The sequence below is a fragment of the Leptolyngbya iicbica LK genome (genome assembly GCF_004212215.1).
Taxonomy (GTDB): Bacteria; Cyanobacteriota; Cyanobacteriia; order Phormidesmidales; family Phormidesmidaceae; genus Halomicronema; species Halomicronema iicbica.
On record NZ_QVFV01000002.1, the window covers coordinates 1,492,985 to 1,518,469 of the forward strand.

Genomic DNA, 25,485 nt, shown 5'->3' on the forward strand with positions numbered 1-25,485 from the left:
AACATGGAAATAAATAAAACTAGAGATCACAATTTGAATTTATTGAGTGAACTTGGGTTTGTTAAGTTCTCAAACACTACAGTTTTCCACAAAAGCTCGACCAGTCTAATTTCACCTGCGGTCGCTGAAAACAAAACAGGCGGATATTGGTTTGATATACGCCAAGTGAATCTAGAAAGGCTATCTGAAAATTCTTATTTATTTGTCCGGATTGTACCTAATATGTTTGTCCTAGCAACCATTGGCGAGATATCGTATTTGATTTCATCAGAACTCATGGATAACCGCCCTCATTCAGGAGACGTTTGGGGATTAGGTATAAAAATTGATCATGCAAAAAAAACTGCTGACATATTTAATAAAAGTTCTTCAGAAAACAAATTTAGAACAGAGTTGCTTTCCATCGATGAAGCCAAATTAAAGCTAGCTTCTATTGTATAAATTCACATAGCCAATTCTTCAGGGTTTGTGAAGGCGATTCTCAATTGCTTTGGACTCAGTAGTTTTAAATATCATTGAAGAATTGCAATCGCTGCCAAGATTCTCAATAACTGTGGATTAATTGGCCAGAGATGATAACTGTGGATTAATTGGCCAGAGATGCCGCAAAGCCTTGCATGGGGCACACTAGCGCCTCGCTATAATTCGGCTAAAGCTGGATGTCTTGGACTGCTATGACTGAACTTTTAGAGCAAGCGATCGCGCAGTTGAGGAACCTGGATGCTGAGAGGCAAGATGCGATCGCGGTTGAGTTTGTCGAGGGAGATTGGTGATAGAGCGATCGGCTATGCTAGATGACATGATTCAGAGATCGGCCTGGAGTCTTCCCTATGCCTCAGCCCCTGAAAGCAACTTACCGTAACGGTACATTCGTCCTCCAAACAGCATTGGAGTTGCCGGAAGGAAGCGAGGTTGAGTTACTGATTCAGTCACCTCAAGTGGTGTCGTCGCCCATTGTAGATGTAGAAACGAAGCGGCAGTTTTTGCGATCGCTGATTGAGCGAATGCAACAAAATCCAGTTCCCATGAATGCGCCTCGATTCACGCGGGATATGCTGCATGAACGCCGTTGATACAAACATCCTGATTTACGTCAACGATCCTCGTGATCTAACCAAATAAGAAATAGCAGCTTCCCTTCTATCTACTTTGACGGAAGGGGTTTTGTTATGGCAGGTTGCTAGCGAGTATTTAGCCGCTAGTCGCAAATTAGGATCATTGGGATATAACAGAGCGCAAGCCTATCAGTATATTCGTGACTTGCAGCAGGTTTGGTATACGACGATTCCCACATGGGGTGTGATTGATCGGGCTGAGGATCTAATGAGTCGTTTCAGTTTATCTCATTGGGATTCAATGATTGTTGCGGCTTGTTTAGAAGCCAACGTCCAAACCCTTTACACAGAAGATTTTGGATACTCAAATATTGATGGGCTAGCAATTGTTAATCCATTTAGGAATCTTTGAAAATATGCTGCATGATAATAGGTAATGAAAACCTACCAAAGCCAGTTGCCCCTCTCTGTCTATCTCGGCCTAGCAGTTAGCTATTTGCTATTTCAAGGGTCGGTATTTTGGTTTTTCATTAGCCGTGACAACTTTTTGCGAAACAACCTCTTCATGTTGCCGGTTGGCTTGGTGTTTCTGGGGTGGCTCTACTATTTTTCTGCCACCTCAAAGCTGCAAGTAGACGCTGATGGTTTCGAGTGGCAGCGGGGACGGCTTCACCTGCGATCGCCCTGGTCAAACGTTAGTTATCTGGGCTCTAAGAACGAGGGCGACGGCACCACCTATGGCCTCTTTCTCAAGACGCCGATGGCCACAACCTTCGATGCCAAAAGGCTGCTGCCAAAGGTCTTGCTCGACCCCAAAACCATGGACTACGTTCCCCTCTCCGGGATTGTGCCGCTGCCCATTCGGGCTGGCGCGATCGATCTGCACGCGCTGAGGCAGACACCGTTCGGCCAAGACCTGATCAGGCTCGCCCCGCAGGTCTTTCAGTCTTCAGAGGAGCCCAGAGCGGGCGATCGCCCCTTGCCGTAGACTGGCTGGGGAGTGTGAATGTTTTGTAGGTTTGCGATCGCCCCTCTCTCCCATTCACTGCTAGCCGCGATCGCAGTCAAGACGTTGCATAATTTTGCTGCACTTCACCGTTGAGCAGAGACGAAGCAATGACCAAACGATGCGAATGGTGCGGCGATGACCCGCTCTACCGCTCCTATCATGACCATGAATGGGGTGTCCCGATTCATGACGATCGCCGGTTGTTTGAGTTCTTGATTTTGGAAGGGGCGCAGGCGGGGCTGAGTTGGCTGACCATCCTGAAGAAACGGGAGAACTACCGCAAGGCATTTCACAACTTCGACTGTGAGCGGATTGCCAGCTACACAGAAGCCGATGTGGCACGTTTACTAGCCGACTCCGGCATTGTCCGCAATCGTCTCAAAATCGCATCAGCCATCAAAAACGCCCGCGCCGTTCTAGGGATTCAAGCGGAATTTGGCTCACTGGATGCCTATCTCTGGCGCTATGTCGATGGGTTGCCCCAGCAAAATGCGTGGCCATCCCTGGCCGAAGTTCCCGTCAAAACAGCACTCTCAGACATGCTGAGCAAAGACTTAAAGCAAAGAGGATGCAACTTTGTGGGTTCAACAATTTGCTACGCATTTATGCAAGCCGTGGGCATGGTGAATGACCACACCCTCGACTGCTTTCGCTACGAGGCAGTCAAGGCATTATCCCGCCAGTGAAGGTACTTTCCTACGTGAGCCCCTCCTTTAGGAAAGTGCTTTCAGAGCGCTAAGTTCACGGTTTTCCAGCTCGTTGACAGCCATTGAGCATCCCCTGCCCCACAACTCCCATCTCCGCCAAAACCGCGATGAGCATTCTCCAAGCCCCCCGGCTTTTTGAAAAAGCCGGGGGGCTGAGTCATCTCAAGTGTCGATGCGATCGCCCCTATCCCTACAATCTCAAAGCTTTGCTTGACATCATCTAGAGTCACTTTGTCACCGTTTCCGAAAATTTTCCAGATCGGCTGCTTACTTCATGAAGATGAGATGAAGTAGGGAGATGTCATCAGCGATCCTACGGATTATTTAACAGAAACTTTACTGAGGCCAGGGAGCAAGATCACACATATCCCCGATAAAGTCTTTCATAATATTCAGATGGCTTGCTGCCGTGACGCCAGTCGGGGTATGTCCTGAGGGCTTTGTGGCAGGTAGCCAGCGGTGATTGCTGCATCAGTCAAGGCGGGCCAAGGATTTGTCCAACACAAACCCGAGGAAAGATTCGGCTGCTCAGTATATCGCCCAAGTTTCAGTTCCTTTGTAGGGGTTGGATAGTGCCCAGCAAGCTTGGGCGATCGCGAGTTTAGGACCGGGGGCCACAAGGCACGCTAGATACTTATCGGCGTTTTGGACTCTGCTCCCGTTCTCACAGGTCATTTTTAATAAGCAACTATGATTTCAACGGTTTTTCCTACTTCTACTCCCACCCTGTCAGGGGTGCGGTTAGCCATTCGTCAATTACAGCCCCAGATTGTGTTGTGGCGGCGACAAATTCACCAGCAGCCAGAACTCGCCTTTCGAGAAGCCCAGACGGCAGCATTTATCAGTCAAAAACTGACCGACTGGGGCATTGAGCACGAAACCGGGGTCGCCAAAACGGGCATCGTCGCGGTTGTGCAGGGCCAGCAACCCGGGCCGGTGTTGGCGATTCGGGCCGATATGGATGCCCTGCCCATTCAGGAAATGAACGAGGTTGAGTATCGATCGCAGCAAGATGGGGTGATGCACGCTTGTGGCCATGACGGTCACGTGGCGATCGCCCTGGGCACGGCTTACTACCTGTCACAGCATCGCGACAGCTTTTGCGGCACGGTGAAATTCATCTTTCAGCCTGCGGAAGAGGGGCCGGGGGGCGCGAAGCCGATGATTGAGGCTGGGGCGTTGGAAAATCCTGATGTCGATGCCATTATCGGTCTGCATTTGTGGAATAACCTGCCCGTCGGGACGGTAGGGGTGCGCACGGGACCGATGATGGCCGCCACCGAATTTTTCCACTGTACGATTCGTGGCCGGGGCGGCCACGGCGCCATTCCTCACCAGACAGTCGATTCGATTGTGGTGGCCGCGCAAGTCGTCAATGCGATTCAAACGATCGTGGCTCGCAACATCGATCCGCTCAAGTCGGCGGTGGTGACCCTGGGCGAACTGCATGCCGGCTCGGCGGTGAATGTGATTGCCGATCAGGCCCGCATGAGCGGCACGGTGCGTTACTTCGACGAGATGTACGAGGGGTATTTTGCGCGGCGTCTGGACGAGATTATCGGCGGCGTGTGTCAGTGTCACGGAGCCAGCTACGAGTTGGACTATAACCCGCTGTATCCGCCTGTGGTGAATGATGCCGACATTACGGAACTGGTGCGATCGGCCGCGCTAGCGGTAGTGGAAACGCCCGCTGGGGTCGTCCCTGAGTGCCAAACGATGGGCGGCGAAGACATGTCCTTTTTCTTGCGGGCCGTGCCGGGCTGTTACTTCTTTTTGGGGTCGGCAAACCAAGCCAAAAATTTGGCCTATCCGCACCACCATCCCCGCTTTGACTTTGATGAAGCGGCTTTATCCACAGGCGTTGAAATTTTTGTGCGCTGCGTGGAGTCGTTTTGCCAGGGTTAATTTCTAGCAAAAGTGCCATCACTGCCGAAATTTCCCGGTAAGCTAGGGGCGAACTGGATTGCTGAGGGGCTGAGCCCATGAATCGACGCTCACTGGGATGGATTGGCGTTGCCGCGATCGCGCTCATCGCGGCCCTCATGTTTGGCACGGGCCAGGTTTGGCTAAGACCAGCCCTGTCGATCGAGCCCCCTCTCCTGGCTCAAACCACGCCCGAAGAGACGGTCAGCGCTGATGGGGCGGCCCCGGCCCTCAGTGGCACCTATGAAGATCCGCAAGGCAACTTTCAAATTGGCCTGTTAGAAGGCGTGACCACCACAACGGCTGGCGGTTCCCCGCTATTCACCTTACCCGATGGCAGTCTGTCTTACAGCGTGGTGCAGTTGCCGTTGGAGAGTGAAGCCCCACTGCCAGAAGTGACGCTGGTAGCTCTCGCCAATCAGGCGTTGAATAATGGCGAAGGCTTTCAGACCCAAACGTTTACCGCCGTGCCCCGGGGCTTGCAGATTGAATGGACCGGACGCTTGAGTCAGCGCGGTGCACCGCAACCAGTGTCGGGCAGCATTCTGGCCAATCAGCAAGGGGCCACTGTGTATTTGCTGGTGGTAGCAGCTTTGGAAGACGCGACGGCGCAAGTGCCGCAGACATTGGTCACGCTCGCTGACAGCCTGGAATTTCTGTAACCCAGTTTGCGCTAAGATCCTCTCCTACGGGCTTTGCCAGTAACTGACGAATGACCAGGGTTTGAGGGCTTATCTGTGGTCAACACTAACGCTGAAGTAACTCGCCTCAAGGATTTGATGCCCGCCTCGGGGCGCATGAAAACGCGCATCATTATTGACGATCGCCAATCCACTGTGGTGGAGACTCCGTTTCCCCGTCCCTGGCACAAAAGCCATCCCCTCATTATTAACTGGCGTCTCTGGCAAGAACTCTCGGTTTCTCAACGAGACATGCTCTTTTTACACAACGTCTCTTGGCTCACCGCTGTGCGCCTGATCAAACCGGAGTTGTATCAGGGCATTGCCGCTGTCGGTCTGCTAGGCACGGTATTTGAAGCGTTTCAGGCCGATGCGGTCGGTATTTTGGCAGCGGGCGGCTTGACCGCGATCGCCGCAGGTCAGGTTTGGCGCACCAACACGGGCAATCAAGCGAAATTGGATGCGGACGACGCGGCCATTCGGGTGGCCCAACGGCGCGGCTATTCTGAGCGGGATGCAGTGCGGCATCTGCTAGAAGCCATCGAAGCGGTGCCGCTGGTTGAAGGGCGAGGCGGCCTGAACTATACCGAACTGCTCCGGGCGCAACAACTCAAGTCTCGCTTGGGCACGGTCAATGCCCCCCCACCGGAGCGGATTCGGACTCAATAGCGCCACCCCAAATACGGGTTGAGCGTGGCGTGATGAACGAGATAACTTATGACTGCTGATTTTTCTGACGGGGCGGATTTTCGGTTGGACGACGGACAGCGCGCCGCCGTTTTAGATGCCGTTGTGGAGACACTCAATAACTATGTGTTTCCAGACGTTGCCGCTACCCTCCAGGCTGACATTCAGCAACGTCGTCAAGATGGGGGCTACGCCGAGGTCACGGGTGGCGAGCAGTGCGCCGACATCCTGACGCTACAACTGCAAGAGCTGTCGGGCGATCGCCAACTCAAAGTGCATTTCAGTCCTCAACCGTTGCCCCATATCGACCCCGAGGCCAAACCCTCGGCGGCGGAACTAGCCGTCGAGCAACACCAAAGCAGTTTGCGCAATTTTGACATTAACCGAGTCGAGCGCCTGCGCGGCAACGTGGGCTATTTAGAGCTTTATGGCTTTGAACCACCGGAATTTGCGGGGGCGGCGATCGCGGCGGCGATGACCTTCATCACCCACACCGAAGCCCTGATCATCGACATTCGCCATAATCGCGGCGGTTCGCCCGCCATGGTTTCCCTACTCTGTAGCTATCTGTTACCGGCCTACCCGGCCATCCACTTGAACGACCTGTATTGGCGACCTGACGACTCGACACGCCAGTGGTGGACGCTGCCGCACCTCGACGCGCCCCGCTATCTAGACAAGCCTGTGTATCTGTTGACGAGCCAAGAAACCTTTTCCGCCGCTGAAGAATTTGCTTACAACTTGCAGGCGCTCAAGCGGGTGACGGTGGTAGGTGAACATACGGTTGGCGGTGCCCATCCCGGTCGGGGCTACCGCCTCCACGACCATTTTTGGATGTTTGTGCCGGTGGGGCGATCGCTCAATCCCACGACGGGCGATAACTGGGGACAAACGGGCATTGTGCCGGATGTGAAGGTGCCGTCAGAGGTAACCTTGCTCACCGCCCACCTCATCGCCTTGAACACACTCATGGAAACGGCCCCGACGGGCGCAGGCTTTCGCGAACTGCAGCGCACGATGTTGACCGTTGAGCGCGAACTCAACACCCGCCGCGCCGACCTCATCAGTCAACTCAAGCAGCCCCGCGCCGAGAGTACGCCTTAGAAATCAGACTTGAATCCGTTGGAATAGCCGTCTCGGCTGTTCCCAGGCAGGCAAGATGCCTGCCCTAAACAATTTGGGGGTGATTGACTCCCCACTCTTAAAAGCGTTATTCCTTAAAAGCGTTCAGCAACCACTTGCTGGGCTGTGACGGTGAATCGATCAAGGTTATTTACCGCCGTAGTAAAAGGCGATTTCCTTGTCCTTTAGCGGCGTGAATTCAGCGTCGAGCAGCATTTGGTTCAAGTCCGCTTGGGAAAAGTGCTTGGCGCCGATGCGCACGATGCGCGATCGCATAGAATTTTGCACTCCGCTGCGCTGGCGGTCGGCTTCTTTTGCCATCACGGTTTGATACAGCGAGAGTTTGTTCGCCGGAATCGGGCTGCCATCAAGATCAATGCCCTGGGCGATCGCGGCATCCACCGCTTCGGCTCCGGTCATGGCTGGGGAAGAATCGGTCATCATAGTGGGCTCTAGAGAAGCCTAAGAAACAATGGCATCCAGTTTAGACCTCCATGAACAGGGGATCAATCGGCTGAATTCTGATTCTTCAGTACAGTTAACCGCTCAACTATTTCCGGTCAATGGGCCTCAGCATCGAGACCACGCCAGGCCCATTGACCCAGCATCCCGTTAGCTGTTCCAGCCTTCGATCGCCGCTACCACCACATTCACATAAGGAATGTCCAAAAATTCCTCAATCGCAGTCTTTCCACCAGCTACAAATGCGTTGATCAACCTTTCTTGAAGAGGCTTAGAAGTTTCTCTAGTCAGTTTTGCCACTTCTTGGGACTGACTGATATCTGGCTTTTCAGTTCTTAAGGTAAATAAAATATTTTGAACCTCCTGCAAATCTGATTTCAGCTGTTGTCTTTCATTGAACTCTGAACTTCCTCCTCCAACGACCGATTTTGGAGAGCCCTGTATATTTCCTCCGGCACTAATATTATTACCTATAGCATTGCCACCAATACTGATCGAGTTGTTGGGCTGATAAATCATGAGAACTCCTTTTCTAGTTCACCAAAAGTCATGTTGATTTATCCTGTGACTCATTCTTATCTGACAGGGCGTGCAAAACGCCAATATCAAACTATGGTTAGCGATTCAAATCGTACGGCCATTTACTCAAACCTGTTCGAAAGTCATTACTGACAGCATCTCCATAAATTTTTATGGAATTATCAGAGAAGTCAACCACTCTACTCATGAAATATGGATCTTCAATGGCTTCCTTGAGAAGCAAAACTACACTCTCCAAAAAATCGGGCTTGCAGCTTTTGAAGAAACGCCGTGAGCCGGAGTTAAAGTCAAGAATGAGAAGATAAAAATAGTCAACTTTTTCAAGCTTGCTGACAAAGTAAAAATAAACTCCCACAATCAAAATCAGTACCCCATACAAGTTAACTCTAGGATCTTCTGAACTGGCAATAACAAAGGCTGACAAGAAGATCCACATCCAGAGGACATATAAAGGCATTGACTTATCTTCTGCCCTCTTCCATTTTTTGACTGTGGCGTAGGAAATATTACTAATTTGATAAACTGTATCCCTGAACACTACAGCATTTTTGTGGACAATAATCTCATTAGTTTTTCCAAGGTTTAGGTTAACTTCTTCCTCTGAGAAAATTTCCATTTTCAAGAATCACCTAGTAGACACTCTTTGAAGATATCAAAATTAATTGGTCAAGAGAATCGGGTTTTTCTCAGATTTGTTCAGTCTTATGTTCAGTTTTCTGCAGGACATGGAAAAGCCGCTGGCTGTTGATTAATGTGTGCAGGCAGCGATCGCTATTCATTGCCGACTAAAATCTGAGGCATGGAATTGCGGCGGCTAAGCGAGTTGACATGACCCCAACGCTGAAACTGTATGGACTGCTGGCGATCTCAGGGGGTATCGCCACTGCCCTGGATGCGCTGGGGTCAACTGAAGCCGTCATTACCTTTCCGTTAGAGGCGATGCTATTTATTAACGGCATCATCTTGTTGCTGATGGTGGTGGATTGGGCACAAGTGAATGGCCCCCAGCGGGCGATCGCCCAGCGCGAAAAACTGCCCCGCCTTTCCATTGGTCGCGACAATCCCGTGACGCTCAAAGTCTCGGCCCCCAAAGCCGCCGCCAAACTGCAAATTTTTGATCGCTACCCCACCGACTTTGACGAAATTCCGATGCCGCTCACGGTGGAGTTACCGGCTAAAACCGCGACGCAAATTACCTATCAAGTCTTGCCTCGACACCGGGGCGAATATGCCTGGGGCGACCTGCAGATCCGTCAATTGGGGCCGTGGGGTTTGGCCTGGCGCAGTTGGACGATTTCTGCAGCGCAAACCGTTGCCGTCTATCCCGATTTGGTGGGGCTGCGATCGCTCTCCGTCAAACTGGCCATTCAGTCCACCGGCAGCATGCGCCAGCGTAAGCGGGTCGGCATCGGCACCGAATTTGCGGAACTGCGCGAATACGCCGTGGGCGATGACCCCCGCTTCATTGACTGGAAAGCCACCGCTCGCCGTAGTGCTCCGCTCATCCGGGTTTTAGAACCGGAACGCGAACAGTCCCTGATTGTGCTGCTCGATCGCGGTCGCCTGATGACCGCCAACGTCAAAGGGCTTTCCCGCTTTGACTGGGGCCTGAATGCCACCCTTTCCCTTGCCCTGGCTGGACTGCACCGGGGCGATCGCGTCGGCGTCGGCGTCTTTGATCGCGAAATGCACACCTGGATTCCGGCCACCGGGGGCCGCCAGCACTTGCAGCACCTGATCGAAAAACTCACCCCCATTCAGCCCGCCATTCTCGAATCTGATTATTTGGGCGCAGTGACCCAAGTGGCGACCCAGCAACACCGTCGTGCCCTCGTCGTGGTTATCACCGACTTGGTGGATCAAACCGCCTCCGCCGAACTGCTGACGGCCCTGACCCGACTCAAATCGCGCCACCTGCCGTTTTGTGTCACCCTACGCGATCCGCAGGTCGATACCCAGGCTCACGAATTTACCGATGAGGTCAGTGCGGCTTATCGCCGCGCCGTCGCCCTCGATTTGTTAGAACAGCGCCAGGCCGCCTTTGCCCAACTCAAGCAATCGGGCGTGTTGGTGCTCGATGCCCCCGCCGACCAAATTACCGACCCGCTCGTGGAAGATTATCTCCGCATCAAAGCCCGCAACCGCTTATAAATAGTTACTCGGAGAAGAGCGGGCACTATCAGATGCACAGGTTTGACCATCATTCTCGGCCCTATCACGGGCACAAATTTTGCGGTGTCGCGACTGTGGGGCACAACTTTGAGAAGTGTGCAAAACTACAGGCAATCCCGTTGCGATAACGGAAAATTGCCCCTTAACTTCACCCTCGATCTCAGCACCATCATGACTGCCATGGCTCCCAAGAATGTGGATTGGAATCGCTTTGTTGACACCTTGAGCGGCGTGGAAGTAATTCGCGATCGCCCCCAGGTTGAGAAACTTTCCAAGGACTATTACTATTTCAGCCCCATTTTGCAGACCCAATTAGCCGATAAAACGGCGGATCTGGTGGTGCGGCCAAAGTCCGAGGCGGAGGTCTTAGCCGTCGCCAAAGCCTGCGTCGCGGAGCGCATCCCCCTGACCGTGCGCGGCGCGGGCACGGGGAATTATGGTCAGTGCATTCCGTTAGCGGGCGGCGTCATTCTCGACCTGAGTCGCCTGAATGCGGTGAAGTGGGTGAAGCCAGGGATGGCCTGCGTGGAAGCAGGGGCCAAGCTGGCCGCGATTGACAAGGTGACGCAGCCCCAGGGCTGGGAAATTCGCATGTATCCCTCGACCTATCGCACCGCCACCATTGGGGGCTTTATCGGCGGCGGCAGCGGCGGCATTGGCTCCATCATGTATGGGCAACTGCGCGATCGCGGCAACCTGAATGCCGTGCGCGTGGTCACGTTGGAAGACGAGCCTCGGGTGCTGGAACTGCGCGGCGACGATGTGCAGCAGGTCAACCACGCCTATGGCACCAACGGCATCATCACCGAATTAGAAATTCCCCTGGGGCCGGTCTACCCCTGGGCCGAAGTCATTGTCACGTTCGACAATTTCATGACGGCGGCGCGGTTTGGGCAAGCGTTGGGCGACACCGATGGCCTCATCAAAAAGCTGATTAGCGTTCATGCCGCTCCGATTCCCAGCTATTTTGCCGGGTTGAAAGCCTATTTACCCGAGGGGTGCCATGCAGCGCTATTGATGGTGGCTGAGCCGTCGATGGAACTGTTTCAGGAATTGGTGAAGGAATTTGGCGGCACCGTCACATATCACAAGCCAGCGGAAGAAACGGGCAAAAAGACCCTGCTGGCCGAATTTACCTGGAACCATACCACCCTGCACGCCCGCAATGTTGACCCGTCTTTGACCTACTTGCAAACCCTGTTTCCCTATGACCCGGAGTTAAAACTAGTGCAGCACATGCACGAGCACTTTGGCGATGAAGTGATGATGCATCTGGAATTTTTCCGGGTGGGGGGCGCGGTGATTCCGGCGGCGCTGCAACTGGTGCGCTTTTCCACGCCAGAGCGCTTGCAGGCAATTATTGATTACCACGAGGCTAACGGCGCTTTGATCGCGAATCCTCACACTTACCTGCTGGAAGATGGTGGCATGAAGACGATCAATCCGGTGCAGGTGGATTTCAAAGCTCAGGTCGACCCCTATGGGTTGTTGAATCCGGGCAAGATGCGCGGGTGGCTAGAGCGAATGGCTGGGTAGTGGTGTGGCAGGGTAGTTGGGTAGCTGGGTAGCCGGGTGGCTGGGTGGCAGGGTGGCAGGGTAGTTGGGTGGGTGAGATGAAGGTGGAGAGGGTGAAGTGGGTGATAGTGTTACGGTCTGTGGACGATCGACCTGACAACTCTCCCCAATTCGCATACACTCAGAAGCGACAGGATAGTACAAATCAACTATCAGACTAGGCCCATGTCGCAACGGACCGCGCAGTCAATGGATGACCAACACCTCAATTTGCGGTTGGGATTGGGAATCGGGGTCGCGATCGCCACTCTGCTCGTGATTTGGCTGATCAAACTCTTGCTGCCGTGGTTGTTGCTGGTGGCGGGACTGGCGGCGGTGGGGGTTGGCTGGCAGCGCCATCGACAGTTTCAGCGGCGACTGTATCGATGCTTTTACCGCTGTTTAGAACACAATGGAGGCAAAGTGAGCGTGCTGGATTTTGCGATCGCTGCTCACATCACTGGGCCTCAAGCCCGTGCTTTCTTGGATGCTCGCGCCCGGGACTTTTTTGCCGACTTTGAGCCGACAGACTACGGCGACGTGGTGTACACCTTTCGCATTCAGGGGCCGACTGCGATCTCCCATCCGCCCCGGTCAGGTTGATTGGCTGGCCGATGCAGTCCGGGTTTTTCTCGACCCTTGCCTCATTCGGGGACGGCTCGCAACGTCATCGCTCGGTCGGCCCAGCGAGAGACGGGAATGCCCCGATTCAGCACGTCAGTTTGCTCGCCCGTGGGTAAGGCAATACTTTCTAACAGCGACACGCTACCCGTGTGCAGGCCCACGATGTAATATTCGCCATCATCAAACAAGGCGAAAATCGGGGCTCCCGATGCGCCGGGATTGGTATCGCAGGTGTGGATGAGGCTCCCGGCAAATTCGCCGGTGGCGAGTTCGGTCACCACGCTGCAATGGGCGCTGAGGCCAGCGGTTTCGCCGGGCTCACCCAAGCCGGCAAAGGCGGCGGTGGGAAAGTCGGCGGAATAGCCCACGACACTGAGCTGCCCGGCCAGGGTGGTCAACGTATCGGCGTCGGCAAAATCCGCAAAGCGCCAGCCGAGAAAGCCGAAGTCTTCGCCCAGGGGGACATCGAGGGTGAGCAAGGCCCAGTCATCGGCGGCACTGCCCGTAAAGGGACTGTCGCCATAATCGTAGGCCACCACATTGGCGATCGCGGTCGCTTCTCCCTGCACGACGTTGGGCCGAAATACGATGGTGTGCGTCGTGGGCTGATTGGTCTCAGGGTCGAGCAAGCAATGCGCATTGGTCAGTACCAGATTTGGCCCAATCAGGGTGCCGGTGCAGGCTCCGAGCACGGTGACGCCATCGGGGGCCAACCAATCGACTCGGCCAATCGCCGACCACGGATAACTGTCGCTGAGCACGGGGGTGCGATCGTCACGATTGACGACGGCTCGCAACGGTCCATTGATGGGGCGCGGGGACGTAGCGCGGGTCACGGGAGCATAGGCCGCACCGCCAATTTCTGTCGCCGCCGAGGGCAGCGGCTCCAGGGTTACGCTGTCGAGGGATTGCGCTAACCCCGGAAAGGTGTTTGTGGGTGCGGCGATCGCCAGCATCAGGCCGCCCGCGACGCCACCCAAAATTTTGTCCTGCATCATAAATTTTTTCCAAACCGACAACTGAGAAGCGTGCCGCCCTGTGTCTGTCTACTGCATTCAAGATGCCCCATTTGGGGACGAGACCGTCAATCAACGATCTGGCTAGGGTCAACCATCGGCGTTGTCGCCTGACGGTGCTGTCAGTGCTGCGGCGATCGCGCTACAGTATTGACGCTTTGCCAACCGCAACGGTGTTGTCACCGCTGCGATCGCCCCCTTAACGATCCCGTATCCGCACGATTATGAGTGATTCTTCGCCTTCACCGGCTGAAACCAACCCCGAGCCCACACCCGAAACTCCTTCCGAGTCCCCCCGTCCGACGGCCAAAAACTGGCCATTATGGTTGGGCATCGGCTTTTTTGGACTGATTAGCGTAGCTTTATTGGTCTCGTTAGGGAGCTTGATGCGTACCGAGGGCGATGCCTCGCTGGTGGCCGACGCGCCAGATACCGCAACGGCTGAGGCAAATCCGCAGGACGATCTGCGGGCCCATCAAGCTTTGGTTAATGAAGTGGTGGCCGACCTGGGTCGTGATTTTTTGATCGGCGATTCGCCCACCAAGGGCAACCCGGACGCCGAGATCATCATGCTGGAATTTTCGGATTTTCAGTGTCCTTACTGCGCCCGGGCTTCCGAGCAAGTGGAAGCCTTTATGGAGGCGCATGGGGATGAGGTACTCCTGGTGTTTAAGCACTTTCCCCTTACGAGCATTCACCCCGAGGCCATTCCCTCGGCGTTAGCGACTTGGGCCGCTGACCAACAGGGCCAGTTTTGGGAATTTCATCAAGCGCTTTTTGCCAATCAGGCAGACTTAGGTGAAGAGCTGTATGTGCAGATTGCCACTGACTTGGGGCTCGATCTAGAACAGTTTAACCGAGATCGCGCCAGTGATGAGGCGAAAGCAGCATTAGCCCGCGATTTGGCCCTGGTGCAAGAGTTTCAACTCCGCAGCACCCCCACCTTCATCATGGATGGCCTGTTGATTCCCGGTGCGGTGCCGAGCGAGTTTTTTGCCGAAGCGCTCACCCGTTTGCAAGCAGATCAGTAAATCGTTCAGCCAAACTGATATTCCTGCAGGAATGGGTATGGAATCAGTTGTGACAGCCGTCTCGCGGATTCACTGCCAGCCGCGCTAAGGAATGAGAATTGAATTTGAATTAAGTGTGAACAGCCGTCTCGGCGGTTCCAGTACAGGCAAGCTCCTTGCCCGACAGGAACTGGATTTTATGAAATCCTCATGCCTAAGTTCAGACCATCCAAGAAGGCTACTTGTTTTTGGGCAGGCGGCGCTTTTTCGACGGTTGCGATCGCCGTGTGTGGCCCTTGGTCGTGTTGATCAGGGCGTTCGCGGCGGCGACCACCGCTGGGTCGGTATCTTTGAGGGCGCGTTGTAGCCAGGGCAATCGCTTCGCCGGGCTCACTGGCTCTAAGGCTTCGATCGCGGCTAGCCGCACGGTGGCGTCAGTATCGCGGGTTAACCGCCCGAGGACTGGTAGCCAGCGAGCTTGGGACTGCATTCCGGCTTGGGGCAAAATTTCAGCGATCGCAGTGGCGACCTGATAGCGTGTGGCGGCATCCGGGGCATAGCTGGCAGCTAATACAGCATTAGGGTCAGCAACGCGGAGGTCTGAGGTCGGCGCTGACGAGCTAGAGGCTGACGCTGGGCCTTCGGGCACCGTCGGACTCTGCATAACCGGCTGCGGCAGGGGAGTCGGAACCGTCGCCGTGACCGGCGTTTCGGCCCGTTGGGGCGAGGTAGCAACGGATGCAGTGGGGGGCTCAACCGGAGTCGCCACGGAGGCCGGGGGGCTGACTGCGGCGGGAGCCGGAGCCGGACTGACCGCAGGAGCTGGGGCCGGGGCGGCATAGTCTCGGCGCAGCTGGTCAGTGGCTTCTCGCAGCCGCCGCTCATGCTCCGATTCTGACAGGTCGAGTTGGCGCTGCAAATCTTGCACGATCGCGGCCTGACGCGACGCCTGTTTTGACGCGAGGAAATATGCGATCGACCCTCCCGCTAAGACACCAATGATCAAACCAATCACGAATCCCATCTGGTTAACCTCCCAACATGCCCAGCAAACCCTTTCAGAGGCTTAGTTTACCGCGAAGGGCGATCGCCATTCAGCTGGGACGGGCTCGGGCTGTGATCCATGAGGCGACATCGCCCCAAGTCGTGGATGATTAGGCCGAGTTAACCGCCATTTGCCAGGGCAGGCCGATCGCAGTTCTGGAAAAAGGTGTGTTCTAGTTGAGCAGCGATCGCCAGCACCGTATCATCCGCTGCCGGGCGACCAATCAGCTGCACCCCCACGGGCAAGCCCGATGGAGTAAAACCAGTGGGGAGGGCGATCGCGGGCTGTCCACTCGCATTAAAAGGCGGACAGGGGGCAATCCAATTAATAATGTTGTCCAGAATTTGCGGACAACGCAGGGATTGCCATTCGCCAATGCGGATCGCGGGATGCATGTACACCGGCGCGAGCACGATGTCGTAGTCCTGCAATTGCGCCACGATTTTTCGCGACACCACCTGTAGCTTGCTCACCGCCCGCAGGTATTTGCCACTGCGAATCTGCCAAGCTCGCCACCAGAGCCAGCGGTTCATTTTTTCCATCACAAAGAACGGAACGTTGGCTTCAGCCAGCACACATTGCCAGGCCGTGGTAAACGGTTCAATCAACTCGGATAAATCTGGCGGCGGCATCGACTCGACTTGATGACCCAGCGACTCTAAATGATGGGCGGTGTCGAGCACCGCTTGTTTGCAATCCGCATCGGCATCGCCAATGGGTTCAACGCCAGTGATGACCCCGATTTTGAGCGGCGGCGGATCAACCTGCGTGGCGGTGAGAAAGCTGGTTTCTGGCGGGGGCAACCAATACGGATCGCCCGTTACGTAACCCGCCATCACATCTAAAAAAGCGGCGGTGTCGGACACGGTGCGCCCCAGCGGCCCGTTGGTTGCCAAACCGTGCAGCCGTTCGCCCACAGGGGCAAAACTGACCCGCCCACGCGAGGGTTTCATGCCCACTAACCCACAGCAAAAAGCGGGACCACGCAAGGAACCGCCACCGTCAGAACCTTGGGCGATCGCGCACAATCCCGCGGCCAATGCCGACGCCCCACCGCCCGTCGAGCCGCCTGCCGTATGTTCCAGGCTCCAGGGATTACGGGTGGGCAAGAAGCCGGGCGGTTCGGTATAGGGAAAGGAACCGAGCTGCGACGTGGCGGTTTTGCCTAAAAAGACGAAACCCGCATTGCGTAAGCGGGGAATCAGGCCATCATCTTTTTCGGCGATGCGGTTTTTGGCGGCGGCAAGACCATAAGAACAGGGCACGCCCGCGATCGGATTCAAATCTTTGACCGACAGCGGCACGCCAAAAAATGGGGGCAGATCAGTTGGATCACTCGTGGCCAGGTATTCGGTCTTTTGCGTGGCGTCGGCGATCGCCGCTTCCCTCATGACGGTGAAATAGCTACCCAGGATGGGATTCAACCGCTCAATCCGCTCCAAATACAGTTCCGTCAGCTCCAGCGGGGAGATAGTTTTGTGGCGAATGAGGCGGGCTTGCTCTAACGCTGGGGTAAACGCAAGATCTGTTTTATCCATGAACTCAATCGGGGACCTGCGTAGGTAAGCATATCGCGGATGTTTTCAGCGTTGCCCAGTCTGACAGACAGTATGGCAATTGGGGCAGACAGCCACACGGCCACTCCCGAGACCGTCAGGACATGACCAAATCAAGCTGCCCATCGCATTGCAGGGGGAATGACCAGAAAACTCAACCCCAGCGGTCAGCAAAGCCACTGTTTGGCTCAATCGGCCTGCGCCTCTCCCTGGCCGGATAAAAACACCTGTGAACAGCTCGGCCATGGCATCGGTGCAGCCAGATCAGTCGAAAGCAACCAATGCATTTGCCCAGCCAGGAGTGTTACATCTCTTTACCGGAGAAATCGGTACTCCCTGACAAAAAGCGTAGGAAAAAGCAACAAACGATACAGACGATTTTGATTTGTGTTTTCGCATGTAAAGAAACTGTATCGTCCTTAACCAAAGAAATGAACCCGAGTACTCAAGTGTTCCTACTTAGAAGCCTTGGCTGTTTGCCGTGAATGTCTTGTTCTATAAGGCGTTGGGGTGAGTGCAGAAAAGGTCGAAGGGGGCAGCAAAAACACCTGTCCCTACTCAATGAAATACTCGTGCCCCTAGTTTGGGAAAAAGTTTTGGGCCTACTATTTTGCGGCTTTGAGCGCTTGAGTACAGGCCTAATCACTCAATAAACCCTAGGGCGGGAATCGCCTCAATCAAAGTTAAGGCGATTGATATAACTCCTTCAACGCCAAACGGCTATCGCGCTGCCAGAGATTTCTAAGGTTTCCACCCTTGACGCCTTCCCTCACCAAATCGTTAGCGAAGTGCCCACCCAAGCCTGATCAGAAAGACTCTCCAGCTCTATCGATAGCCCCTCAGCGGAATCTGGTTAATACTCACACGCAAAAGAGACGTGGCAAGCCGCGTCTCTTTTATCTCACCTGCTCCCAGATGCCGCTCAGGATTTATGCGAACCACCACTCGCGGCTTTGACTGGACCCCACCCACCCTGAGAGCCCATGACGCCACCCCCTAACGCCACCACCGCCGAACCGACCCTCGACATTACCCTGACCAAGACTCAGACCAAAGTGAAGTCCGCTAAAGGCAGCAACTGCGGCTGTAGCACCTCCGGCCAGCCCAAGGAAATGGATGACAAGATGCGATCGCGCATCGAAAACCATCCCTGCTACAGCGAAGAAGCCCACCACCATTACGCCCGGATGCACGTCGCCGTGGCCCCCGCCTGCAACATCCAGTGCAACTACTGCAACCGCAAATACGACTGCGCCAACGAGAGCCGCCCCGGCGTCGTCAGCGAACTGCTCACCCCGGAAGAAGCGGCCCATAAGGTACTGGTGGTCGCAGGCAAGATTCCCCAAATGACGGTGCTGGGCATTGCTGGTCCTGGCGATCCGCTGGCGAATCCTGAAAAGACGTTCCGCACCTTTGAGTTGATTGCGGACAAAGCGCCCGACATCAAGCTGTGCCTCTCGACCAACGGCCTGATGCTGCCGGACTACGTGGACCGCATCAAAGAACTCAACATCGACCACGTCACCATCACGATTAATATGATCGATCCCGAAATCGGGGCGAAGATTTATCCCTGGGTTCACTATCGCCGCCGTCGCTATCGCGGCATTGATGGGGTGAAAATCCTCCACGAGCGGCAAATGGAAGGCTTGCAAGCCCTGCAAGAGGCCGACATCCTCTGCAAAGTGAACTCAGTCTTGATTCCCGGTGTGAATGACGAACACATGCCGGAAGTCAACGCCGCAATCCGAGAACGAGGCGCTTTTCTGCACAACATCATGCCTCTCATCTCGGCTCCGGAGCACGGTACCTACTTTGGCTTGAACGGCCAGCCTGGCCCCACCCCCAAAGAGCTGAAAGCCGTTCAAGACAAGTGCTCCGGCAATATGAAACTGATGCGCCACTGCCGTCAGTGTCGGGCCGATGCCGTTGGCCTGCTGGGTGAAGACCGCAGCCAAGAATTCACCAAAGAGAAGTTCATGGAAATGTCGGCGGACTACAACCTGGAAACCCGCCAAGCCGTCCACATCGGCATCCAACAGTTCAAAGCGAAGGTGCAAGCCGCGAAGGAACTGGCTTCTAAGGGCGGTGCAGAAAGTTCTGACGCGATGCCTTCACCCAAGATTTTGGTCGCGGTGGCGAGCAAGGGCGGCGGCATGGTGAACCAGCACTTCGGGCATGCCAAGGAATTCATGATTTACGAAGTGGACGCGAATGAAGCCAAGTTCATCGGTCACCGCAAGATTGCCGACTACTGCCAGGGCGGGTACGGCGAAGAAGCGGCCCTGGACGGCATTCTCAAGACCATTGAAGACTGCAAGGCCATCTTTGCGATGAAGGTTGGCCCCTGTCCCCAAAAGGCCATCAAGGAAGCAGGCATCGAAGTGGTCGAAGACTACGGCGTGATTGAAGCGATCGCCCGCAAGTACTACGACCAAGCCGTTCTCGCCGAATCGGAAAGCCTCGCCTCGGTCATCGCCTAATCCCGGTAGGGGCGCACGGCCGTGCGCCCCTACGAATCAACCCTCTATTGATTAATCGCCATGACTTACACCATCACCTCGAACTGTATCGGTTGCCAACGATGTCTCTCCGCCTGCCCCACTGCGGCGATCGCGGTGGATGGTGCCCAAGTCAGGATTAATGAATCTCGCTGTAACCAATGCGCCGACAGCTTTAGCGTCCCCCAATGCTGGGCCATCTGTCCGACAAGCAATGGATGTATCGAGGCGATCGCCACCACCACCCCCGACTACTGGGAAACCTGGTTCGCCACCTACGCCCACATCGTCCAGCGCCTCCGCAAAACCGCCAAACCCCAATACTGGAACGCCTGGTTTGACCGCTACGCCGCCACCCTGAATCAGTTGCAAGGGAACGGGCCAGTCACACCCTAAACATCCCGTAGAAGCGGGGTTCAAGGTACAGGGTTTAGCAGGGTTCAAGGTACAGGGTTTAAGGTTCAAGGCCGACCCTAAACCCCAAACCCTAAACCCCAAACCTTAAAACCCTAGACCTTAAACCTTAAACCCTAGACCTTAAACCCTAACCCCCTCACACACCCCTCGGAGCTTGCCCAATGGTTGTCTATCTCGATAACAACGCTACGACCAAAATCGACCCCGCTGTTCTCGAAGCGATGTTGCCCTACCTGAGCGAGCTTTACGGCAACCCTTCCTCGATGCACAGCTTTGGCGGACAGGTCAAAACCGCGCTGGAAGCAGCCCGCGCCCAGGTCGCCAGTCTGCTTGGGGCGCAGGATACCGAAATCATCTTCAATAGCTGCGGCAGCGAAGGCAACAACACCGCGATTCACGCCGCCCTCGCCGCACAGCCGGAGAAGCGCCACATCATCACTACGGCGGTTGAACACCCCGCCATTCTCTCGGTGTGCAAGCACCTGGAAAAGAAAGGCTACGACGTGACCTACCTCTCGGTGGATCGGCAGGGTCAGCTCGACCTGATGGAGCTGGAAGCGGCGCTGACGGGCGGCACGGCACTAGTGACGACGATGTACGCCAACAACGAGACGGGTGTGGTCTTCCCGGTGGAAGCGATCGCCCTCATGGCCAAGGAATACGGCGCGACCGTTCATGTCGATGCGGTGCAGGCGGTCGGCAAACTGCCTATTGACCTGAGTCGAAGCGCGATCGACCTGCTGACCCTCTCCGGTCACAAGCTCCACGCCCCCAAAGGCATCGGTGCCCTGTACGTCCGCAAAGGCTTCCGGTTCCGCCCCTTCCTCCTCGGCGGCCACCAGGAGCGGGGCCGCCGCGCCGGGACGCAGAACGTCGCCAGCATCGTCGCCCTCGGCAAAGCCGCTGCAATTGCTGAGTTGGATTTGGCCCAGGGGACGGACCCCTCCAAGGGGTCCGTCCCCTCAGAAGCGGCACTCCGGGATCTGCTGCAACGCGAACTGCTCGCCACCATTCCCGACTGCGAAGTTAACGGCGGCAACTCCCCCCGCTTGCCCAACACCACCAACATCGGCTTCAAATACATCGAAGGCGAAGCCATCCTTTACATGCTCAACCGCGAAGGCATCTGCGCCTCCTCCGGTTCCGCCTGTACCTCCGGTTCCCTCGACCCATCCCACGTGCTGATGGCGATGGGCCTGCCTTACACCATCCTGCACGGCTCCATCCGGTTCAGCCTTTCCCGCTTCACCACCGAAGCCGAAATCCAGCACGTCCTCGCAGTGATGCCGGGAATCGTCGATCGCCTCCGCGCCCTGTCCCCGTTCAACAACGACCAGGCCGATTGGCTGCAAGAACGGGATGTCGCGCTGGCGACGTAACCCCCGGTAGGGGCGAGGCATTTTCGAGACACCATTTGGGACTCGACCGAAACGATTTTTCGAAAATGCCTCGCCCCTACGGACCCAACCACCCAACCACCCTGCCACCCTGCTACCCATCCACCTTCTTACCCAAAAAAAGCCATGTGGGATTATTCCGAAAAAGTACTCGACCTCTTCTACAACCCCGTTAACCAAGGTGCCATTGAAGACGGCAACGAGCCCGATGTGGCCGTGGTCTTTGGCGAGGTGGGCAGCATTGCCTGCGGGGATGCCCTGAGACTGCACCTGAAAGTCCAGGTCTCGAAAGATCAGATTTTGGATGCGCGGTTCCAGACCTTTGGTTGCACGAGCGCGATCGCCTCTTCCTCGGCCCTGACCGAAATCATCAAGGGCAAGACCCTCGACGAAGCGCTGAACATCAACAACCACGACATCGCGGAATACCTCGGCGGTCTGCCCGAAGCCAAGATGCACTGCTCCGTCATGGGTCAGGAAGCGCTAGAAGCCGCCATCTACAAGTATCGCGGCATCGAAGTCGAGCACCACGATGAGGATGACGAAGGCACCCTGCTCTGCAAATGCTTCGGCGTCACCGAAAACAAAGTCCGCCGCTTCATCCTCGAAAACGACCTGCAAACCGTTGAACAAGTCACCAACTACATCAAAGCCGGTGGCGGCTGCGGCTCCTGCCTCGCGGGTATCGAAGATGTCCTCATCGAAGTGCAGAAGGAAGCGGCGGACTCTGTCCGCGTCGCCGCCTCGGTCGCCCTGAAACAAGAAGCCGCTGCCACCGCCGTCGCCGAAGCCCCCGTTCGCACCCTGACGACTCTCCAGAAAATCACCCTCATCCAACAGGTGATCGACGAAGAAATCCGCCCCGTGCTGATTGCCGACGGCGGCGACGTCGAACTCCACGACGTCGACGGCGATCGCGTCCTCGTCAAGCTCACAGGAGCCTGCAACGGCTGCGCCAGCAGCGGCGACACCGTCAAATACGCGATCGCGGCTCAACTGCGCGATCGGGTCCTCCCCACCCTCACCGTCGAAGCGATCTAAACGGTTCAAGGTCCACGGTTCAAGGTTCAAGGTTCAAGGCCCAACCCTAACCCGTAAACCGTAAACCGTAAACCTTAGACCCATCCACCCTCCCACTCCCCCATGTCCTCAAAAACCCATCCCGGAAGGGACCCACCAACGTCCACACCAGTGCGGCAGACAGCAAACACCATACCACCAGGGCAGGAACTCACCCTTCCGTGATTCACCCCGCACTTCCACCCCCTTGCCCTGACCTCCCAGACAGTTCCAAAACAGCGGGCAGCTACGTGAGCCCATTCAGGCTTAATCCCCGCTAGCCACGATTTCACTCACGACATTGCAAAGCTAAGGAGAATCTCCACCATGCGTCAAATCGCGTTTTACGGCAAAGGCGGCATTGGCAAGTCCACTACTTCCCAAAACACCCTCGCTGCCATGGCTGAAAAAGGCCAACGTATTATGATCGTCGGCTGCGACCCTAAGGCCGATTCCACCCGCTTAATGCTGCACAGCAAAGCTCAGACGACTATCCTGCACCTGGCAGCCGAGCGTGGCGCAGTCGAAGATCTGGAACTCGAAGAAGTACTGCTCACCGGCTATCGCGGCGTTAAGTGCGTCGAGTCCGGTGGTCCTGAACCGGGCGTCGGCTGTGCCGGACGCGGCATCATCACAGCCATCAACTTCCTGGAAGAAGAAGGTGCTTACGAAGACCTCGATTTCGTTTCCTATGACGTACTGGGCGACGTAGTTTGCGGCGGTTTTGCCATGCCCATCCGGGAAGGCAAAGCCCAGGAAATCTACATTGTCTGCTCCGGTGAAATGATGGCCATGTACGCGGCCAACAACATCGCCCGAGGCGTTCTGAAGTATGCCCACTCAGGCGGAGTCCGGTTAGGCGGTCTGATCTGTAACAGCCGGAATACTGACCGAGAAGTTGAGTTGATTGAAGCCCTCGCTGAAAAACTCAACACCCAGATGATCCACTTCGTGCCCCGCGACAACGTGGTCCAACACGCTGAGCTGCGCCGCATGACGGTGAACGAGTACGCGCCCGACAGCAACCAAGCTCAAGAGTACGCGCAACTCGCCGACAAGATCATCAACAACAAGAAGCTCACCATTCCGACGCCCATCTCAATGGACGAACTGGAAGATCTGTTGATCGAATTCGGCATCCTCGACAGCGACGAAGAGTACCAGAAGGCTCTAGCTTCAGACGCGGCTACGGCTGCTGTCTAAATCAACGGGCAGGTTTAACGACGCAGGCGTGAAGCCAAATCACTTGCGAGTCAGCCCTTGGGCCATTCACTCCCAACTCGTTAAACCTCACCGTTCATGCTCAGCACTCAGCACCCAATTTCACTCCCAACACTCACTCCCTACGCTTATTGAGAGGGCATTATGGCCACAGTAGAAGACAGAAAAGAGCTCATCCAGGAGGTGTTAGAAGCCTATCCTGCGAAAGCCAAGAAAATGCGGGCGAAGCACCTCGATGTCACCGAAGCCGAAGCCACTGACTGCGGTGTGAAGTCCAACAAAAAGTCCGTGCCTGGCGTGATGACCACCCGTGGCTGCTCCTATGCTGGGGCCAAAGGGGTGGTCTGGGGTCCGGTCAAGGACATGATTCACCTCAGCCACGGTCCTGTGGGTTGTGGCTACTATTCCTGGTCCGGACGTCGTAACTACTACGTCGGTACTACGGGCGTCGATAGCTTCGGCACCATGCAGTTCACCTCCGATTTCCAAGAGCGCGACATCGTGTTTGGCGGTGACAAAAAGCTCGCCAAGATTATTGATGAACTGGGCGAACTGTTCCCCCTGAGCCAGGGCACCACGATTGAATCAGAATGTCCGGTGGGCCTGATTGGGGACGACATTGAAGCCGTTGCCCGCCAAAAAGCTAAGGAAACGGGCTTACCCGTCATCCCTGTACGTTGCGAAGGCTTCCGCGGCGTGTCGCAATCCCTCGGTCACCACATCGCGAATGACACGGTGCGGGACTGGGTATTGCCCAAAGCTGATGAGTACCGCAAACTGCCGGAAGGTTTCGAACCCGGTCCCTACGATGTCAACATCATCGGTGACTACAACATCGGTGGAGACGCCTGGCCTAGCCGTTTACTGCTCGAAGCGATCGGGCTACGAGTCATCTCCCAATTCTCCGGTGATGGCACCTTTAACGAAGTAGTCATGGCTCCCCTCGCCAAAGTCAACCTCATCCACTGCTATCGGTCGATGAACTACATCTGCCGCTTCATGGAAGAGAAGTACGGCATCGGTTGGCTAGAGTACAACTTCTTTGGCCCCACCCAAATCGCCAAGTCCCTCCGCAAGATTGCCGCCCAGTTTGACGAAACCATCCAGGCGAAAGCGGAAGAAGTGATCGCCAAGGGCCAGGCCCGCATGGATCAGATCGTCGCCAAGTACCGTCCGCGCCTCGAAGGCAAGCAAGTGATGATGATGGTCGGCGGCCTGCGCCCCCGTCACGTGGTTCCCGCCTTCCACGATCTCGGCATGGAAGTCATCGCCACGGGCTATGAATTCGGCCATGGCGACGACTACAAACGCACCACCGACTACGTCAAAGAAGGCACCCTGATCTACGACGACGTCAGCGGCTACGAGTTCGAAGAATTTGCCAAGCAACTCAAGCCCGACTTAATCGCCGCCGGCATCAAAGAGAAGTACGTCTTCCAGAAGATGGCCCTACCGTTCCGCCAGATGCACTCCTGGGATTACTCCGGTCCTTACCACGGCTACGACGGCTTCGAAGTCTTCGCCCGTGACATGGATCTGGCGATTAACAATCCCACCTGGGGTCTGATCAACACGCCTTGGGAGGAGTAGGGGAGTAGGGGAGTAGGGGAGTAGGGGAGTAGGTGAAGTGGGTGAAGTTTGCCCTATTGATTCACTCAGCTGACTCACCTACCTCATCCACCCACCCACCCACCTCATCCACCTACCCACCGACCTCATCTACCCATC

26 protein-coding genes are annotated in these 25,485 nt (G+C 55.6%); 20 read left to right on the forward strand and 6 right to left on the reverse strand.

Going from position 1 to position 25,485, the window contains the following annotated elements:
• Positions 1-3: 3 nt before the first annotated feature.
• The 9 genes from DYY88_RS13615 (at position 4) to DYY88_RS13655 (ending at position 7,165) form a co-directional block, all read left to right on the forward strand.
• Positions 4-441 (forward strand): hypothetical protein, encoded by a 438-nt coding sequence (locus DYY88_RS13615; protein ID WP_039727394.1) that lies wholly within the window; start codon positions 4-6, stop codon positions 439-441.
• A 389-nt stretch (positions 442-830) separates the two neighbouring features.
• On the forward strand, positions 831-1,073 hold the full coding sequence (locus DYY88_RS13620; protein WP_039727393.1) for an antitoxin family protein: 243 nt from the start codon (positions 831-833) through the stop codon (positions 1,071-1,073).
• A gap of 76 nt (positions 1,074-1,149) precedes the next feature.
• Positions 1,150-1,467: a PIN domain-containing protein gene (locus DYY88_RS13625; protein WP_201279016.1), complete on the forward strand. Its 318-nt coding sequence runs from the start codon at positions 1,150-1,152 to the stop codon at positions 1,465-1,467.
• 24 nt (positions 1,468-1,491) lie between these two features.
• Positions 1,492-2,043, forward strand: coding sequence for a hypothetical protein (locus DYY88_RS13630; RefSeq protein ID WP_039727392.1), 552 nt, complete (start codon positions 1,492-1,494; stop codon positions 2,041-2,043).
• Positions 2,044-2,171: 128 nt separating this feature from the next.
• Positions 2,172-2,750 (forward strand): DNA-3-methyladenine glycosylase I, encoded by a 579-nt coding sequence (locus tag DYY88_RS13635; RefSeq protein WP_039727391.1) that lies wholly within the window; start codon positions 2,172-2,174, stop codon positions 2,748-2,750.
• A 711-nt stretch (positions 2,751-3,461) separates the two neighbouring features.
• The gene (locus DYY88_RS13640; protein ID WP_039727390.1) at positions 3,462-4,676 is read left to right on the forward strand and encodes a M20 metallopeptidase family protein; all 1,215 of its coding nucleotides are present in this window, start codon (positions 3,462-3,464) and stop codon (positions 4,674-4,676) included.
• 77 nt (positions 4,677-4,753) lie between these two features.
• Positions 4,754-5,356 (forward strand): hypothetical protein, encoded by a 603-nt coding sequence (locus tag DYY88_RS13645; RefSeq protein ID WP_039727389.1) that lies wholly within the window; start codon positions 4,754-4,756, stop codon positions 5,354-5,356.
• Between the two features lie 75 nt (positions 5,357-5,431).
• Positions 5,432-6,043: a DUF3318 domain-containing protein gene (locus DYY88_RS13650; protein WP_039727388.1), complete on the forward strand. Its 612-nt coding sequence runs from the start codon at positions 5,432-5,434 to the stop codon at positions 6,041-6,043.
• A gap of 48 nt (positions 6,044-6,091) precedes the next feature.
• A complete protein-coding gene (locus DYY88_RS13655) occupies positions 6,092-7,165 on the forward strand; it encodes a S41 family peptidase (protein ID WP_044151258.1) in 1,074 nt (357 codons plus the stop codon).
• Positions 7,166-7,330: 165 nt separating this feature from the next.
• Here the strand turns inward: DYY88_RS13655 and DYY88_RS13660 are convergent, their stop codons facing one another.
• From DYY88_RS13660 to DYY88_RS13670, 3 genes are all read right to left on the reverse strand, one after another.
• A complete protein-coding gene (locus tag DYY88_RS13660; protein ID WP_207223321.1) occupies positions 7,331-7,627 on the reverse strand; it encodes a small RNA NsiR4-regulated ssr1528 family protein in 297 nt (98 codons plus the stop codon).
• A 168-nt stretch (positions 7,628-7,795) separates the two neighbouring features.
• On the reverse strand, positions 7,796-8,164 hold the full coding sequence (locus tag DYY88_RS13665) for a hypothetical protein (protein ID WP_052288461.1): 369 nt from the start codon (positions 8,162-8,164) through the stop codon (positions 7,796-7,798).
• 97 nt (positions 8,165-8,261) lie between these two features.
• Positions 8,262-8,801, reverse strand: a complete 540-nt coding sequence (locus DYY88_RS13670; protein ID WP_039727387.1) for a DUF6232 family protein — start codon at positions 8,799-8,801, stop codon at positions 8,262-8,264.
• 212 nt (positions 8,802-9,013) lie between these two features.
• Between DYY88_RS13670 and DYY88_RS13675 the strand changes: the two genes are divergently transcribed.
• From DYY88_RS13675 to DYY88_RS13685, 3 genes are all read left to right on the forward strand, one after another.
• A complete protein-coding gene (locus DYY88_RS13675; RefSeq protein ID WP_039727386.1) occupies positions 9,014-10,336 on the forward strand; it encodes a DUF58 domain-containing protein in 1,323 nt (440 codons plus the stop codon).
• 192 nt (positions 10,337-10,528) lie between these two features.
• Positions 10,529-11,893: an FAD-binding oxidoreductase gene (locus DYY88_RS13680; RefSeq protein WP_039729984.1), complete on the forward strand. Its 1,365-nt coding sequence runs from the start codon at positions 10,529-10,531 to the stop codon at positions 11,891-11,893.
• 204 nt (positions 11,894-12,097) lie between these two features.
• Positions 12,098-12,514, forward strand: a complete 417-nt coding sequence (locus DYY88_RS13685; RefSeq protein ID WP_130199435.1) for a hypothetical protein — start codon at positions 12,098-12,100, stop codon at positions 12,512-12,514.
• Positions 12,515-12,555: 41 nt separating this feature from the next.
• Here the strand turns inward: DYY88_RS13685 and DYY88_RS13690 are convergent, their stop codons facing one another.
• Positions 12,556-13,533: a trypsin-like serine peptidase gene (locus DYY88_RS13690; RefSeq protein ID WP_052288459.1), complete on the reverse strand. Its 978-nt coding sequence runs from the start codon at positions 13,531-13,533 to the stop codon at positions 12,556-12,558.
• A 62-nt stretch (positions 13,534-13,595) separates the two neighbouring features.
• Here DYY88_RS13690 and DYY88_RS24200 point away from each other — a divergent pair, with 62 nt between their 5' ends.
• Both DYY88_RS24200 and DYY88_RS13695 read left to right on the forward strand, forming a co-directional pair.
• Complete coding sequence (locus DYY88_RS24200) at positions 13,596-13,754, forward strand: hypothetical protein (protein WP_160299563.1); 159 nt, start codon at positions 13,596-13,598, stop codon at positions 13,752-13,754.
• 21 nt (positions 13,755-13,775) lie between these two features.
• Complete coding sequence (locus tag DYY88_RS13695) at positions 13,776-14,582, forward strand: DsbA family protein (RefSeq protein ID WP_052288458.1); 807 nt, start codon at positions 13,776-13,778, stop codon at positions 14,580-14,582.
• Between the two features lie 217 nt (positions 14,583-14,799).
• On the opposite strand, the gene DYY88_RS13700 is transcribed toward DYY88_RS13695, so the two are convergent.
• Both DYY88_RS13700 and DYY88_RS13705 read right to left on the reverse strand, forming a co-directional pair.
• Positions 14,800-15,585: a HEAT repeat domain-containing protein gene (locus DYY88_RS13700; protein WP_039727385.1), complete on the reverse strand. Its 786-nt coding sequence runs from the start codon at positions 15,583-15,585 to the stop codon at positions 14,800-14,802.
• A gap of 140 nt (positions 15,586-15,725) precedes the next feature.
• Positions 15,726-17,144, reverse strand: a complete 1,419-nt coding sequence (locus DYY88_RS13705) for an amidase (RefSeq protein WP_039727384.1) — start codon at positions 17,142-17,144, stop codon at positions 15,726-15,728.
• 1,001 nt (positions 17,145-18,145) lie between these two features.
• On the opposite strand from DYY88_RS13705, the gene nifB reads away from it, so the two are divergent.
• The 6 genes from nifB (at position 18,146) to nifD (ending at position 25,347) form a co-directional block, all read left to right on the forward strand.
• Complete coding sequence (gene nifB, locus DYY88_RS13710; RefSeq protein ID WP_044151257.1) at positions 18,146-19,645, forward strand: nitrogenase cofactor biosynthesis protein NifB; 1,500 nt, start codon at positions 18,146-18,148, stop codon at positions 19,643-19,645.
• Positions 19,646-19,705: 60 nt separating this feature from the next.
• A complete protein-coding gene (locus tag DYY88_RS13715) occupies positions 19,706-20,059 on the forward strand; it encodes a 4Fe-4S dicluster domain-containing protein (RefSeq protein WP_039727383.1) in 354 nt (117 codons plus the stop codon).
• A gap of 182 nt (positions 20,060-20,241) precedes the next feature.
• Positions 20,242-21,459: a cysteine desulfurase NifS gene (gene nifS / locus DYY88_RS13720; RefSeq protein ID WP_039727382.1), complete on the forward strand. Its 1,218-nt coding sequence runs from the start codon at positions 20,242-20,244 to the stop codon at positions 21,457-21,459.
• Between the two features lie 144 nt (positions 21,460-21,603).
• Entirely contained in the window at positions 21,604-22,518 is a 915-nt protein-coding gene (nifU, locus tag DYY88_RS13725; RefSeq protein ID WP_039727381.1) for a Fe-S cluster assembly protein NifU, read from the forward strand.
• A 345-nt stretch (positions 22,519-22,863) separates the two neighbouring features.
• A complete protein-coding gene (nifH, locus tag DYY88_RS13730; protein WP_039727379.1) occupies positions 22,864-23,739 on the forward strand; it encodes a nitrogenase iron protein in 876 nt (291 codons plus the stop codon).
• A 162-nt stretch (positions 23,740-23,901) separates the two neighbouring features.
• Positions 23,902-25,347, forward strand: a complete 1,446-nt coding sequence (gene nifD, locus DYY88_RS13735) for a nitrogenase molybdenum-iron protein alpha chain (RefSeq protein WP_039727378.1) — start codon at positions 23,902-23,904, stop codon at positions 25,345-25,347.
• Positions 25,348-25,485: the final 138 nt, after the last annotated feature.